This window comes from Staphylococcus condimenti, from assembly GCF_001618885.1.
Classification (GTDB): Bacteria; Bacillota; Bacilli; order Staphylococcales; family Staphylococcaceae; genus Staphylococcus; species Staphylococcus condimenti.
This window is the reverse complement of the sequence record NZ_CP015114.1, coordinates 2,420,267-2,434,112: the sequence shown is the minus strand read 5'-3', so window position 1 is coordinate 2,434,112 and position 13,846 is coordinate 2,420,267. Positions and strand designations below refer to the sequence as shown.

Genomic DNA, 13,846 nt, shown 5'->3' with positions numbered 1-13,846 from the left:
AAAAGTGATATACTAATTTTAACTAAATGAATCGAGGGGATAATATGTTGAAGAATCAATATCCAATTGGCCATTATGTACAGCCGGAAACTTTCAATCGTGCTGATATTGAAGGGTGGATTGATGCAATAGAAAAATTACCTGAGGAATTAACAACATTGACTAGCAATCTATCACAGACTGCACGGCAGGCAACATACAGAGAAGGAAGTTGGGATGTCCAAACTTTAGTACATCATATTGCCGATGCACATATGCATGGGTTTATTCGTACAAAATTAATTTTGACTGAAAATCAGCCCAATGTATGTTCATTCGAAGAAAACGAATGGGCTGAATTGCCGGATAACGAAGTTCCTTTAGAATATTCTTTAGACCTTATCAATGGCATCCATAAACGCTGGGCATCGTTATTATCTTCATTACCAGTAGAAGCTTATTTCCGTACAATGTACCATCCTGATGGAGGTGTTCAAAATTTAGCAGACCTTATTTCCAAAATGGCTTGGCATGGAGACCATCATTTAGAACACATTCGTATTGCTTTGAAAGAAGCTGAATTATAAGTAATGTATGCTGTTGCTAAAACGTGATCGTTTTAATTATGACAAAATACTGTCATTTCAAAATTTAATTATGCGTACTTTCAATTAATAAGTTGACGTACATCTATTCAAAATTCTATACTTTAATTGAAAAGAAAAAATGTTAACTAATATACATCGAAGAAGGAGCAGCAACTTATGAGTTATTTATTTTCTAAAGATAGCGTATTCGTATCGAATGCCACTAGTAAAGAAGAAGTTTTTACAGAAGTATCAGAAGCATTATATAAATTAGGAGATGTAAAAGATAACTTTTTAGAACACGTACTAGAACGTGAAAAAAATTATCCAACAGCAATCAGCTTAGCTAACATCAGCAAAGCATATCCTAATGTTGCCATTCCACATACAGAACCTGAATTTGTAAACAATACTAAAATTGTCCCTGTTAAATTAACAAACTCGATTGTTTTTCAAAATATGAGTTCACCTCATAAAGATATAACAGTTGATTTCTTATTTGTTATTTTAAATGCTGATAAAGCAAGTCAAGTTCACCTTTTATCTGATCTTGTCGCATTTTTCGAAACTCAAGATAAAGATGCTTTAGCAGAATTCTTTACTTTAACAGACACTGATGCAATCTATGATTACCTACAAGCTAACTTTAAAGCTTAAATTAAAAAATCATCTTCGATTCTTTTAAAATTCGAAGATGATTTTTCATTTGTTATTTATTTTCTGCATTTCTTTTCATTCTTTGCGGCAAATTGAAGAATGGCTGAATATCTTGTACATATTCTAAAATACCTACATATTCATCATTCTCATCAAATAATGCTTTATAGGTGACATATATGAACTTGTCACCTTTTTTAAACCACATTGATTCAGACTCACGTTGTTTTGTTTTTAAATCTCTGATAATTGCCATTACTTTACTCAAACTTTTTGGCGGATGACAATTTGCAACATTACGCCCTATTGAAATAGGCGTACGAATAAACATCATTTCAGATGATTCGACTAAATCATTAAAGTATTTGAATACGCCATTTTTATCAACAAATGTGATTTCAACAGGTAAATTATCTAAGATTAAATCGGCTTCTTTTGTTGTTAAATATCCTCCGCCGAACCTTAGATTTTGCTTTCCTTTTTTCGCATCTAATTCCGCATCGATAGATTGCGGTTCAATTTCAGGATCATCCCATACTTTAGAAACTTTAATTGCATAACCAAACGCTTTACTTTCAGCTGCAATTTGTGCCCATTCTACCGGACTGATTTGGTCTTGCATTAAAGGCACTAATAGCAAACGCTCTTGCTTTAGCATTTCAATAAAAACCGCTTCAAATTCTACAAAAGCTGTTTCTACATGTCGCCACTCTATTTCTCCAATTTTCTCAATACGTTTTTGCAGTCGTTTCAAATAATTGCGAATAATATCATCATCTGCCCACATCTTTCGAGGAAGAATATAAATACCTCTGCGTTCTAACACTGGAAATAAAATCTTTTCCTTACGATTAAAATGTGCAATCAAACCATTTAATGATGCGACTCTATCTTTTAACGATTTAATGGCATCTGTATTTTCCATCTCTACTTCTTTTAATAATTGTCCCGTTTCAGAAACCAAGCCCTCTAAATATTCAATTTCTTTTGTAAAAATATTAATTGGATGTGCAGCGTCTTCTGAAAGTGTGACTTTGGTTAATTGATTTTCTGTAACTTTATTAAGTTTGATAATGAAATTGGCAATGTCATCAATCGTTGCAAATTTTTCTATATAATATAATTGGCGCAAAGCCTCTAATACTTCCTCGTTTGAAACATTTTGAATAAATTGTTTTAAACTGTCTTGAATGTCTTCTTGATGATTATTTTGATCAATTAGACCTTTTGCTTCTTCCTTTATTTCATTTGAAACCGAACTTATATTAAACATTATTAACACCCGCAATCTGGTTTATCCTTAATACTATTATACCTCGTGTATAACTTAAATAACTTAACGAAAATTCGATAATGTTCATACCTATTGTATATGAGTAAGTTTTTTAGTCTCAGTATCCCACATATAAACAGATGGCATCTTCATTTGAAGAAAATCATTATAATCAAAATCCCCTTTAGTCAAATAATTAAATAATAATGACATTGCTGTACCATGACCGCCAATTAAGAGCGTTTCATAATCATTGGCTTCTACAATGGAATGATATGTTTGTACAATTCGATCTTGTACTTCATTTAAGGATTCTCCATTCTCTAATTTAAAATAAAAGTCTTGCCATTGTTGTTGAGCATATGCGTAAAAATCTTCCACCCAACAACCTATTTTTCTTTCACGTAAGCCATCCACTTGCTTAATAGGTAGTTTTAAACTTTCAGCGATTGGTCTAACAGTTTCGAGCACTCTTCTGTATGGACTAGCGTAAATCATATCGATATTCTTATTTTGAAAGAATTCAATGAGCAACTCAGCTTTTTGATGACCTTCTTTAGTTAAAGGCGCAATGATATCTTCCTTAACACTGTTATCTCTTAAAGAATGCCTAACAAAATAAATTTTCATTTTTACTTTTCATCCTCTTCTTCTACTTCTTCATAAATTGATCAACTTAAATCGATTTAGTCTTCAGATTTTTGTCTCTTTCTATAGCCATTAACATTAATTTTTAATACTCGATGCTGCCATCTAGAAAGATTTTGCCGTATTTGCAATTTACTATATAGTGACTGGATTTAGATTCAATTATATCTCGCAATACTTCTGATGATTTTTCCAAAATGTTCACTTCTTTAATATGTTTAATTTAACTTGGCTTCTACAGTAAACCTACAATATTTAGATAGCTCACATAAAAATATTTTTAGTCGTTGATTAGAAAAATGAGAAATAATTATCAAACAAGCTTGTCCACTTGTTTGATACACATCTTCAATTTCTTTAAATTGTACACTTAAGTCCTTTATATTTTTAAAATATGGACCATTTAAAAATAATCTTATGAACTGCGTGTCATCAAATGATTGTTTAATCGTATATTTTTCAATTATCCCTTTACTTATCATTTGATTAATTCTAACACCAACAGCTTGACCGCTCATATGTACCGCTTTACCAATTTCTTTGTGTGTCAATCGACTATCCTCGGTTAAAAGTTTTAATATCTGTTCATCTATACTATCCATATAATCACCTTTTCATGTTGAAAATAAATGAATGATACTGCTTTCATCAAACCATTATTTTATTTTTAAAGTGGTATTACAATAATAATATCAAAAGTTGGAGGCTTAATTATGACAAAACAAGCATTAATTATTATTGATATCCAAAACGATTATTTCAAAGGCGGCAATATGGAATTATTTCAACCGGAATCTGCTTTAGATAATGTTTTAAAATTAGAAGAACGCTTCAAAAAAGATAATCAACCTATTATATATATACAACATATTAATGAAGATCCTAATGCTAGTTTCTTTGTTAAAGATACTGAAGGTGTTGAATTACGAAAAGAATTGAACCCTTCTGAAAAAGACGACATTATTATAAAACATTACCCTAACAGCTTTTTAGAAACCAACCTGCAGAACAAACTTAAAGAATTGGATGTAGAACAACTTGTGATTTGTGGAATGATGACACATATGTGCGTAGATTCAACTACGAGAGCTGCTGCAGAATTAGGTTATCAACCTATTTTAATCGAAGATGCAACAGCTACACGATCTCTTGAATATGGTCAAAATAAAGTTGATGCTGAACAAGTACAAACAAGTTTTATTGCTGCACTGCAAGCTTTTGCACAAGTTGAATCAACTAATACTTTCTTAAAATAAATTTAAAAAGCATGCTCATTTTAGTATTTATATCTACAACAAGCATGCTTTTCTTGGTTATCCTATATTAGTCGTTTTTTTGGATGCCTTTTAATTTTAATGACGGTATTAACAAGAAGATTAATAAGATAACTGATAATGCGATCCCTCCTTGATAACCGCTTAATTCTTGAGCTATAGAAGGTACTTTAGAAGTCATAAAGAAAGCTGCTATTGTCGCAACCATTGCTGTTCCGAAACTTGATCCTAAATTTTCTATCATATTGATAGCCACACCTGCGGTCGACAAGTCTTTATCTGCCAAGCCGATATAAGCTGAACTTGTAAAGCCGAGCATAATACCCCCAACACTGCCTCCTCTTATAAAGAGCATGAGGTATAGCCACCATAAACTTGTATGAGTCGAAATAAAAATAAATGGAATTGTACTAATGATAGAAATTAGAATTGAAACAAGACTTACAATTTCTGCTCCCTTACTATCTATTAATTTACCAATCAATGGTCTTGTCACTAACATTCCTACACCTTGAGGAATGAGCGCTAAAGAAGCTTGAATCATATTCATATGATAAATATTGATAAACAATAGCGGTAATATAATCATTGGCCCCATAATCGCAGCGTTAGCTAATAGTAGTCCTCTTAATGATAACGAGAAAGACTTATATTTAAATAGTGACAATGGAAGGATTGTCTCACTATGTCGTTTTTTATCATAGAGAATATATAAGATTAAACTTGCAATACCTATAACAATGAAAATATTAGCAGACATATGATTGTTACTTCGGCTTAACTGATTAATGCCATACATAAATGAACCAGAAAATACAATCAGCATAATCATCCCAGCTACATCTAATTTCTTTTCTATATTAAATGGTGTAAATTTCGGAATATATTTATTCATTAATGGAACTGCTATGATTACTACAAATATATTGATAAAAAATATCCAGCGCCAAGATAAAAACTGTGTTAGAAATCCGCCAAGCACTGGACCGAAAATGGGACCAAATATCATAGGTGTACTTACAATTGCCATGACTCGACCTATCTTATCTTGTCCTGCTATTTTTACTAAAAGTGACATCATTAGAGTCGTTATAATACCCGCACTGAATCCTTGTATTAATCGCAAACTGATAAATAGATATACGTTAGTACTTAAGCCAATAATTAAGAAATAACGCCAAAAATGACAGTAGCATTGATAAATACTGCTCTACTATTGTATCTATTCATCAACCATCCAGACACTGGAACCGCCATTGCCAATGCCAGCATATAACCTGTTATGGCCCATTGAATGATATTAAGAGACGAATGAAAATCCTTGATTAAGTGATGAATTGCGATATTAATCATCGTAGAATCCAGCATAGGCGCTATTGCACCTAATGCAATAGCCCAAGCACCTGCTAGGGTTTTTCTTGATAATTTATTAGTAGAATGTTCTATATTAATACTCCTTTCAAATATTGTTTCCTATTCAACAAAATAAACTTTATCACTTTATTGTTTCCTCGTCAACAATAATTGAAAATAAAAAAAGACATTCCTTTATTTTCAGGAATGTCACCTTTAATTAATCGTACGATTTTGCTTTTTAATTTCTTCATTAAGATGTGTTCGATATTGATTAATAAAATCCATCATAGATTGGTATTGCGTATCGTCCATTTCTTCAAATACTTTTTCATCACGCTTTTGAAACTTAGCATGCAATTGTTCGTGAGTATCGAATATTGCTTTACCGGAATCAGTTAACTTGAAGTAAATTTCTTTCTTATTATCTTCTTTTCTATAACTTTCAATCAACTCTTTTTTCATCAATCGCTTTGTAAGTTTACTGATTGCACCTCTAGTCATATAAAGCGTTTCTGCTAGTTTTCTCACATTAGGATCTTTATTTTCTTCTATTGCTTCAATACAATGTACTTCAGTAGATGTTAAACCTTTGAGTGCTTCTTCCATTTCAAACTTATTCAAATAAGCAATCTTATTAAATAAGTCTCTGAAGTTATACATCAATTCTTCTTCTTTATTCATAAGTCATGGCTCCTTAACGTAAGCTTTCCTTTACTTATTATAACGTAAAAAAACTCCCAGAGCATTTGCTCTGAGAGTATATAATCGAAATCGACAATTAACGTTTTGAGAATTGTGGAGAACGACGTGCTTTTTTAAGACCTGGTTTTTTACGTTCTTTCATACGTGGGTCACGAGTAAGTAATCCAGCGCGTTTTAAAGAACCTCTGTATTCAGGATCAGCTTCTAATAATGCACGAGCGATACCATGACGGATAGCTTGTGCTTGACCTGTGAAACCACCACCGTGAACGTTAACTAAAACGTCATAGTTACCTTTAGTTTCTGTAACTTCAAATGGTTGGTTTAAGTCTAAGATTAATGATTCAAATGGTAAATATTCACGTACGTCTTTACCGTTTACAGTGATGTTACCTTCGCCTGGTACTAAACGTACACGTGCTACTGAGTTTTTACGACGGCCTGTGCCTCTATATTCAACTTGTGCCAATGTAATTTCCTCCTTCTAATTAACCACGTAACTCGTAGTTTTCTGGTTGTTGTGCAGCGTGTGGATGTTCAGCGCCACCATATACAAATAATTTTTTACCTTGTTTTTCACCTAAACGGCTGCTTGGTAACATGCCTTTGATTGAAATTTCAAGTAAACGTGCTGGGTTTTTCTCTCTTAATTCACCAGCTGTGATTGATTTAATTCCACCTGGGTAGTTAGAGTGACGGTAGTAAACTTTGTCTGAAGCTTTTTTACCTGTCATTTCGATTTGTCCAGCGTTGATGATGATTACATAGTCACCACTGTCAACGTGTGGAGTATAAGTTGCTTTATGTTTTCCGCGTAAAATAGATGCTACTTCTGATGATAAGCGACCTAAAGTTTGGCCCGCTGCATCGATAACATACCATTTGCGCTCAATGTTTGATTCATTAGCCATAAATGTTTGACGCATAATAATTGTCCTCCTAATAATAACTGCTATGCAAGTTGCTTTTTTTAAAACAATGTTACGATTCAAAGCTCAGATAATATTCATTTAGTTGATTTTCATTCGACTTTGCTTCTATATCTAGTAACACAATAAGTTTCCGGGGCTTATCGTGGTGGTGATATAAAACAATACCGCATATAATCGTATAATTTATCTAAGTATTTGTCAATACGATTCAATCATTTTCCAATGATTTTTTACGATGTATTTTAATATCTGACCCGAAGTCATTGATTAATTCTTCTGGAGCTAAATAGATTTTTTCTAGATAAAGTCCTTCTGCTGGCGCAGTGAAAGGAACTTGCTTACGATCTTTAGCTTCCAAAAGAATAGGAACTTCTTCAGGTTGACGTTTACCTTTGCCTACTTCAATCAAGAAGGCAACAAGTACACGAACCATATTATACAGAAAACCTGAGCCAGTCACAATGTAATCAAACCCATTTTCTGTTTTAATTATTTCACTTTGATATAAAGTACGTTCCTTACTCTCTACTTCTGTTTTTTGTGAACAAAATCCAGTAAAATCATGCGTACCTATAAATTGTTGAGCTGCTTCATTCATTTTCTCTAAATCAAGTGAATCTGCATAAAAGGTTTTCAAACCGCTCATGAACACATCACGATGTTTGCCTTGATATACTTTATATCTGTAACGCTTTCCTACACAGTCATAGCGACAATGAAAGTCATCATCGACGATTGATACCTCGTTGACATAAATGTCATCAGGCAAAGCGCTATTCATCGCATGCTGCCATTTGTCAGGCGCAATATTCAGTTCAGTATCAAAGTGAAAATATTGTTCTATTGCATGTACACCTCTGTCAGTACGACTTGATGGATGAATACGCACATGACGTTTATGCATGCGTTTTAATATTTTCTCAAATTGTTGTTGTACTGTTCTCCCGTGCTGTTGAATTTGAAATCCTAAAAAATTACTTCCTTGGTATGAAATTTTTACTAAAATCCGCACATTTCTACACCCCTATATTTTTCAGTGCAAATAAAACTACAGCTATTGGAATCAACAAAAAGATAAGTAAAGTGTCTTTCCAATGCCATTTTAATTTACGATAACTTGTACGTTTAGCTTTAACATCATATCCTCTTACTTCCATAGCGATGGCTAAATCTTCAGCACGTTGAAAAGCCGAAATAAACAATGGAATGAGTAAAGGTATGAATGCTTTGATTCTTTGACCAATAGTCCCTGAACTGATCTCTGAGCCTCTTGATTTTTGTGCAAGTATGATTTTATCCAGTTCTTCCATCAATGTTGGAATAAAACGCAAAGCAATAGACATCATCATACTTAATTGCTGTACAGGAATTTTAACATAACGTAGTGGTGCTAAAATTTTATCAAATGCATCTGTTAATGCAATAGGACTCGTTGTCAGTGTCATAATTGTTGAAATCATCATAATAAACATTAAACGACAACAAATATAGATACCTTCAATAATGCCGCCTGTTTCTATAGAGATGAATTTCCATTGAAATAAAACCGTTCCTCCTTTAGTCAAAAATAAATGCATTAAAAACGTAAATATCAAGAAGAATAAAATAGGTGTTAGTCCCTTGAGTAAATAAAATAATTTAATCTTCGAGCAATACATTAATATTAATAATATGAGCAGCATCCAACCATACATTGCGAAATTATGGCAGAAAAAAACTAGAATAATATAAAAGAATACAAAGGATAATTTGGCTCTCGGATCCAGATTATGAATCATAGAATCAAGCGGCAAATAACGACCAATTATAAATTTATTTTTCATGAGTTTGCCACTCCTTGTATAGCTGTATAAATTCTTCATCAGATAAGGCTGTATAAGGTAATTTAGTTTTATATTTCTGCTCAAAATCATATTGGAGCTGTACAACATCTGGCAAATCCAAATGATAATCTCTCACACGCTCTAAATTGCCAAATAAAGCTCTTGGAGTCCCTTCAAACATTAAAGAGCCTTTCTGCATTACTTTTACATTTTCAGCATACTGTGCAACATCATTCATATCGTGCGTTACAAGTACAATAGTTTTTCCATAATCTTTTTGAAGTTGCTTAAATAAAGACATCACCTGTACACGACTCTTTGGGTCTAAACCAGCTGTAGGTTCATCTAATATAATCACATCTGGATCCATCGCTAAAATTGAAACTATCGCAATTTTACGCATTTGTCCTCCAGACATTTGAAATGGTGATTTTTCCATAATATCTCGATCAAAGCCTAACTGCATCAATAAACGATATGCATAATCTTTAACATGTTCTAAATCCATTTTGAAATTTTTAGGTCCGAAAAGAATTTCTCTTTCAACATTGTCTTCAAAAAGTTGCGATTCTGGAAATTGAAACACCATTCCAATTTTTTGTCGCATTGGACGAATTGCTTTGTCTTTGGTTTTTTCCATAATTTTCAAATCGTCCAACTCAACAGCACCATATGTAGGCTTTAAAAGTCCATTGAATTGTTGGATTAAAGTAGATTTTCCAGAGCCTGTCTGTCCAATAATGGCATAATAGCGTCCTTCATCAAAATGTGTATCTATATGATGCAAAGCTTCATATTCAAAGGGTGTGCCCTTTTGATATATATAGCTCACATCTTTGAAATTTACCTTCATAAGTAATCCACCAATTCATCATAATTCAAAAACTCTGGCGCATTACCGAGCATTTGATTAATTTTCATTGGAAACGGCAAATCTAAGCCGATTTCTGTTAACGATGACCCTTTCTCGAAAATTTCTTTAGGTGTTCCCATTTCATATACTTTTCCACGATTTAAAACAATCATATAATCCGAATCCACTGTTTCGGTTAAATCATGTGTAATAGAAATAATCGTTACATTCTTATCTTCATTTAAATGCCGCACTAATCTCATTAATGATGTTTTCCCTTCAGGATCCAACATTGAAGTAGCCTCATCTAATATAATGACTTCTGGACTTAATACTAATACTCCTGCAATAGCTACACGCTGCTTCTGTCCTCCAGATAATGCTTGAGGTTCATGATTGCGTTGTGCAAACATATCTACTTCTTTGAGCACTTCAGGCACTTCATCATGCATTTTTTCATAAGAGACCATAAAGTTTTCCAATCCGAATGCAACATCATATTGAACAGTTGATCCTACAAATTGATTTTCAGGATTTTGAAAAACAATACCAATATTCTTTCTGATTTCTGTTAAATTGTGAGGCACAACTCTTTGATCTTTAAAAAGAATTCGACCTTCTTGATATTGCATCATTCCCATCATCAATTTAGCAATTGTCGACTTTCCAGAACCATTGTGGCCGACGATTGAGGTCCATTTGCCTTTAGGTATCTTAAATGAGATATCGTTTAGCGTAAACCATTCATCGCCTTGATATTGGAATGAAACATTATCAAATTCAATTATATGTTCATTGTTCAAAATGGCTCTGTCCCTTCGTTATAAATTCACTCTTTAATTGTACATGAATATAAGTTTTGTGTATATGCACATATATGATAAAAGCCCCTAAACGTAAATAACCGTCAGGGGCTTTAAAAATAAAAAAGCGCGCACCCCATTCTGTTTTTGAGTTCACGCTTTAAATTTATTAAGTTAGATGAATGGGGCACTCTGAGCTAGACAATATTTGTATGTGGCAAACATTATCGTTGCACTCATTTGCTTTATATATTCATTAAGTCTGTGTGTTTATTTTTAGTACAATGATAAGCGCACAATGCTCTCATCGTGTTCTTCTACTTATCATTCTTGCTTAGTTTCAAGTTATAACTTCAAATTAAACTAATTCGATAATTGCTGATTCAGCACCGTCTCCACGACGAGGACCTGCTTTAAGTACACGAGTATATCCGCCTTGACGGTCAGTGTAACGTGGTGCAATTTCACCGAATAATTTTTGTAATGCAGTTTGTGTTGTGTCATCTTCGTTTAAGATTTCAACATCACGAACGATTTTAGCTGCTTGACGACGAGAAGCTAAATCTCCTTTTTTACCTAAAGTGATCAAACTATCTACAACACCGCGTAATTCTTTCGCGCGAGCTTCAGTAGTTTCGATACGCTCATTAACGATAAGTGAAGTTGCTAAGTCGCGTAACATAGCTTTACGTTGATCAGATGTACGACCTAATTTTCTGTAACCCATGAGTTAACCTCCTTTACCTTTATCAATCTTCTTTTCTTAGACCTAAGCCTAGATCTTCGAGTTTATATTTTACTTCTTCTAAAGATTTACGACCTAAATTACGTACTTTCATCATATCTGCTTCAGATTTGTCAGCCAATTCTTGAACAGTATTGATTCCTGCACGTTTTAAGCAGTTATAAGAACGTACTGATAAGTCTAATTCTTCAATAGACATTTCAAGTACTTTTTCTTTTTGATCTTCTTCTTTTTCAATCATGATTTCAGCATTTTTTGCTTCATCAGTTAATCCAACAAAGATGTTCAAGTGTTCAGTTAAAATTTTTGCTGCTAATGAAACTGATTCTTGTGGAGTGATAGAACCATCAGTCCATACATCTAATGTTAACTTATCAAAATCACTACTTTGACCTACACGAGTGTTTTCAACTGTATAGTTAACTCTTTCTACTGGTGAGTATAATGAGTCAACTGGAATAACACCAATTGGTAAATCACTAGTATTATTTTGTTCAGCTAATGCGTAACCTCTACCCTTATTAGCAACTAGACGGATTTTTAAATGTCCACCTTTAGATACAGTCGCAATTTTAAGCTCTGGGTTTAAAATCTCAACATCACTATCGTGAGTAATGTCTGCTGCTGTAACTTCGCCTTCATCTTTAACATCGATTTCTAACGTTTTATCTTCTTCAGAATAAATTTTAAGAGCAAGTTTCTTAATATTCATAATGATTGTAGATACGTCTTCTACTACGTTATCAATTGCTGAGAATTCATGGAGAACGCCTTCGATCTCGATGTACTTAACAGCTGCACCTGGCAATGAAGATAGTAGGATACGACGTAAGGAGTTTCCTAGCGTAGTGCCATAGCCACGTTCTAGTGGTTCAACAACAAACTTACCGAATTTAGCATCTTCACTAATTTCAATTGTCTCAATTCTAGGTTTTTCAATTTCTATCATTATTTACATATCCTCCTTGGTTACGTCGACTTATAAGATACTGCTTATCTCAGTGATCTGCGGAACATAACATTCAACTATAATATTATACGCGACGACGTTTTGGCGGACGGCAACCGTTATGAGGTACTGGAGTAACGTCTCTGATAGCTGTTACTTCTAAACCAGCTGATTGCAATGCACGAATAGCTGATTCACGACCAGGACCAGGTCCTTTTACTGTTACTTCAACTGATTTCAAGCCATGTTCCATAGCTGTTTTTGAAGCAGTTTCAGAAGCCATTTGAGCAGCGAAAGGTGTTGATTTTTTAGAACCTTTAAAACCAAGTGCACCTGCTGATGACCATGATAATGCATTACCGAATTCATCAGTAATTGTTACGATTGTATTGTTGAAAGTTGAACGGATGTGAGCTACACCATTTTCAACATTCTTTTTCACTCTACGTTTACGAGATACTTGTTTACGTGCCATTTAAAATTTTCCTCCTTTACCTATTATTTTTTCTTGTTAGCTACAGTTTTAACTGGGCCTTTACGCGTACGAGCGTTGTTTTTAGTTTTTTGACCACGAACTGGTAAGCCACGACGGTGACGGATACCACGGTAAGATGAGATTTCCATCAAACGTTTAATGTTCAAGTTTTGTTCACGACGTAAGTCACCTTCTACTTTGTATGCGTCAACAGTTTCACGGATACGACCTAATTCGTCGTCTGTTAAATCTTTAACGCGAGTGTCAGGAGAAACGTTAGCTTCTTCTAAAATTTTAGCAGCAGTTGATTTACCTACACCGTAGATATAAGTTAATGAAATTACAACGCGTTTTTCGCGTGGAATATCGATTCCTGCAATACGTGCCATATTATTTTACACCTCTCTTTTATTAACCTTGTCTTTGTTTGTGTTTCGGATTTTCACAAATGATCATTACTTTACCTTTACGTTTAATGACTTTGCATTTTTCGCAAATAGGTTTTACTGATGGTCTTACTTTCATTTTTATACCTCCCTGTAATTATGGAGTGACGAATTATTTATAACGATAAGTGATTCTTCCACGAGTTAAATCGTATGGAGACATTTCTACAGTTACTTTGTCGCCAGGTAGAATACGAATATAATTCATTCTAATTTTACCACTAACATGTGCTAAAATTTCATGACCATTTTCTAATTCTACTTTAAACATTGCATTTGGTAAAGTATCTAGTACTGTACCTTCTAATTCAATTACATCTTGTTTTGCCATTAGAACAATTCCC

20 protein-coding genes and 1 pseudogene are annotated in these 13,846 nt (G+C 33.5%); 3 read left to right on the top strand and 18 right to left on the bottom strand.

Annotation, left to right across the window (positions count from 1 at the left end; genetic code table 11):
• Nucleotides 1-44: 44 nt before the first annotated feature.
• Nucleotides 45-566, top strand: coding sequence for a YfiT family bacillithiol transferase (locus A4G25_RS11650; RefSeq protein WP_047130836.1), 522 nt, complete (start codon nt 45-47; stop codon nt 564-566).
• Between the two features lie 177 nt (nt 567-743).
• Nucleotides 744-1,223, top strand: a complete 480-nt coding sequence (locus A4G25_RS11645) for a PTS sugar transporter subunit IIA (RefSeq protein WP_047130837.1) — start codon at nt 744-746, stop codon at nt 1,221-1,223.
• A gap of 52 nt (nt 1,224-1,275) precedes the next feature.
• Here the strand turns inward: A4G25_RS11645 and A4G25_RS11640 are convergent, their stop codons facing one another.
• From A4G25_RS11640 to A4G25_RS11630, 4 genes are all read right to left on the bottom strand, one after another.
• Nucleotides 1,276-2,496, bottom strand: coding sequence for a PAS domain-containing protein (locus A4G25_RS11640; protein ID WP_047130838.1), 1,221 nt, complete (start codon nt 2,494-2,496; stop codon nt 1,276-1,278).
• A 90-nt stretch (nt 2,497-2,586) separates the two neighbouring features.
• Entirely contained in the window at nt 2,587-3,126 is a 540-nt protein-coding gene (locus tag A4G25_RS11635) for a histidine phosphatase family protein (protein ID WP_047130839.1), read from the bottom strand.
• Nucleotides 3,127-3,229: 103 nt separating this feature from the next.
• Nucleotides 3,230-3,349 (bottom strand): DUF7695 domain-containing protein, encoded by a 120-nt coding sequence (locus tag A4G25_RS13425; RefSeq protein ID WP_470409028.1) that lies wholly within the window; start codon nt 3,347-3,349, stop codon nt 3,230-3,232.
• Nucleotides 3,350-3,362: 13 nt separating this feature from the next.
• Complete coding sequence (locus A4G25_RS11630) at nt 3,363-3,746, bottom strand: Lrp/AsnC family transcriptional regulator (RefSeq protein ID WP_047130840.1); 384 nt, start codon at nt 3,744-3,746, stop codon at nt 3,363-3,365.
• Between the two features lie 111 nt (nt 3,747-3,857).
• Here A4G25_RS11630 and A4G25_RS11625 point away from each other — a divergent pair, with 111 nt between their 5' ends.
• Nucleotides 3,858-4,400, top strand: coding sequence for a cysteine hydrolase family protein (locus A4G25_RS11625; protein ID WP_047130841.1), 543 nt, complete (start codon nt 3,858-3,860; stop codon nt 4,398-4,400).
• Between the two features lie 67 nt (nt 4,401-4,467).
• Here the strand turns inward: A4G25_RS11625 and A4G25_RS11620 are convergent.
• From A4G25_RS11620 to infA, 14 genes and pseudogenes are all read right to left on the bottom strand, one after another.
• Nucleotides 4,468-5,786 (bottom strand): annotated as a pseudogene (locus tag A4G25_RS11620) (DHA2 family efflux MFS transporter permease subunit).
• 201 nt (nt 5,787-5,987) lie between these two features.
• Entirely contained in the window at nt 5,988-6,455 is a 468-nt protein-coding gene (locus A4G25_RS11615) for a MarR family transcriptional regulator (protein ID WP_047130842.1), read from the bottom strand.
• 97 nt (nt 6,456-6,552) lie between these two features.
• Nucleotides 6,553-6,945 carry a 30S ribosomal protein S9 gene (gene rpsI / locus A4G25_RS11610; RefSeq protein ID WP_047130843.1) on the bottom strand — a complete coding sequence of 131 codons (393 nt, stop codon included), beginning with the start codon at nt 6,943-6,945 and terminating at the stop codon, nt 6,553-6,555.
• Between the two features lie 19 nt (nt 6,946-6,964).
• Nucleotides 6,965-7,402, bottom strand: a complete 438-nt coding sequence (gene rplM / locus A4G25_RS11605; RefSeq protein WP_047130844.1) for a 50S ribosomal protein L13 — start codon at nt 7,400-7,402, stop codon at nt 6,965-6,967.
• Between the two features lie 214 nt (nt 7,403-7,616).
• Nucleotides 7,617-8,420: a tRNA pseudouridine(38-40) synthase TruA gene (truA, locus tag A4G25_RS11600; RefSeq protein WP_047130845.1), complete on the bottom strand. Its 804-nt coding sequence runs from the start codon at nt 8,418-8,420 to the stop codon at nt 7,617-7,619.
• Nucleotides 8,421-8,424: 4 nt separating this feature from the next.
• Nucleotides 8,425-9,231 (bottom strand): energy-coupling factor transporter transmembrane component T family protein, encoded by an 807-nt coding sequence (locus tag A4G25_RS11595; protein WP_047130846.1) that lies wholly within the window; start codon nt 9,229-9,231, stop codon nt 8,425-8,427.
• A complete protein-coding gene (locus tag A4G25_RS11590; protein WP_047130847.1) occupies nt 9,221-10,084 on the bottom strand; it encodes an energy-coupling factor transporter ATPase in 864 nt (287 codons plus the stop codon). Before A4G25_RS11590 ends, A4G25_RS11595 begins: the two co-directional genes overlap by 11 nt.
• The gene (locus A4G25_RS11585; RefSeq protein ID WP_371093494.1) at nt 10,081-10,890 is read right to left on the bottom strand and encodes an energy-coupling factor transporter ATPase; all 810 of its coding nucleotides are present in this window, start codon (nt 10,888-10,890) and stop codon (nt 10,081-10,083) included. Before A4G25_RS11585 ends, A4G25_RS11590 begins: the two co-directional genes overlap by 4 nt.
• Nucleotides 10,891-11,245: 355 nt before the next feature.
• Nucleotides 11,246-11,614: a 50S ribosomal protein L17 gene (rplQ, locus tag A4G25_RS11580; RefSeq protein WP_047130849.1), complete on the bottom strand. Its 369-nt coding sequence runs from the start codon at nt 11,612-11,614 to the stop codon at nt 11,246-11,248.
• A 22-nt stretch (nt 11,615-11,636) separates the two neighbouring features.
• Nucleotides 11,637-12,581 carry a DNA-directed RNA polymerase subunit alpha gene (locus A4G25_RS11575; protein ID WP_046099928.1) on the bottom strand — a complete coding sequence of 315 codons (945 nt, stop codon included), beginning with the start codon at nt 12,579-12,581 and terminating at the stop codon, nt 11,637-11,639.
• Between the two features lie 85 nt (nt 12,582-12,666).
• Nucleotides 12,667-13,056, bottom strand: coding sequence for a 30S ribosomal protein S11 (gene rpsK / locus A4G25_RS11570; RefSeq protein WP_015900956.1), 390 nt, complete (start codon nt 13,054-13,056; stop codon nt 12,667-12,669).
• A gap of 23 nt (nt 13,057-13,079) precedes the next feature.
• Entirely contained in the window at nt 13,080-13,445 is a 366-nt protein-coding gene (rpsM, locus tag A4G25_RS11565) for a 30S ribosomal protein S13 (RefSeq protein WP_015900957.1), read from the bottom strand.
• A 22-nt stretch (nt 13,446-13,467) separates the two neighbouring features.
• Nucleotides 13,468-13,581, bottom strand: a complete 114-nt coding sequence (gene rpmJ, locus A4G25_RS11560) for a 50S ribosomal protein L36 (RefSeq protein WP_002479550.1) — start codon at nt 13,579-13,581, stop codon at nt 13,468-13,470.
• Nucleotides 13,582-13,614: 33 nt separating this feature from the next.
• A complete protein-coding gene (gene infA, locus A4G25_RS11555) occupies nt 13,615-13,833 on the bottom strand; it encodes a translation initiation factor IF-1 (protein ID WP_001118443.1) in 219 nt (72 codons plus the stop codon).
• Nucleotides 13,834-13,846 lie beyond the last annotated feature (13 nt).